This is a genomic window from Streptomyces inhibens (assembly GCF_003389455.1).
Lineage (GTDB): Bacteria > Actinomycetota > Actinomycetes > Streptomycetales > Streptomycetaceae > Streptomyces > Streptomyces inhibens.
On record NZ_QUAC01000261.1, the window covers coordinates 1 to 710 of the forward strand.

1 pseudogene is annotated in these 710 nt (G+C 66.3%); it reads right to left on the bottom strand.

From position 1 onward, the window contains the following. Window positions 1-595 (bottom strand): annotated as a pseudogene (locus DY245_RS32760) (transposase); the annotation flags it as partial. Window positions 596-710 lie beyond the last annotated feature (115 nt).

The window sequence follows — 710 nt, forward strand, 5'->3', positions numbered from 1 at the left end:
ACTCGGCTCTCAGCGCACGGGACTTGGTGCTGTCGTAGCCACGGTCGAGGTTGATGTTGACCGTCTCCGTCATTTCGCCGACCTGTGCTTTCGCCGCGTCCAGGGTGGGGCCGAGCAGTGGCGAGTCGTGTCGGTTGGCTCCGTCGGAGACGATCCCGAGCGGGACTCCGCAGGCATCGGAGGCGACCGAGCGTTTCAGCCCTTGCTTGCCCCGGTCCACCGGCGACCGCCCGGCCTTGTCACCGCCGGACGGGGCCTTGGTGACGCAGCCGTCGACCGAGATCTCGCTCAGCCCGAGGCCGATCATGCGGTCGTAAGCCTCGAGTGAGGTGCGTGGACCTTCTCGGATATCCCCAGTTCAGCCCACTGTCTGAGGCGGCGTCGGATGGTCCGGTCGGAGCATCCGGGGCCGGCGATCCGTTCGTAGCCGGAGCCGTGGACCAGAGCGAGCAATGTACTCGAAGACGGTGCGGTCCGGGATCCGTCGCCGGTGACAGCCCAGTGGATGGCTCTCGGCGTACCCGCTCCGCACGGGCAGAAGAGCGGCGAATTGGTCCCACAAGGGTTCCAGAAGGCATGATGGGACCGCAGGCACGAGCCCTCCGGGTGATCACTGAGCGTCAAGAACTCCATGATCACTCAAGGCTCGTGCCTGCCTTGCGTTCGGGCCGTCTGGGCAGCCCTGCCCACCCATTTGCCGGTCGGTCTAA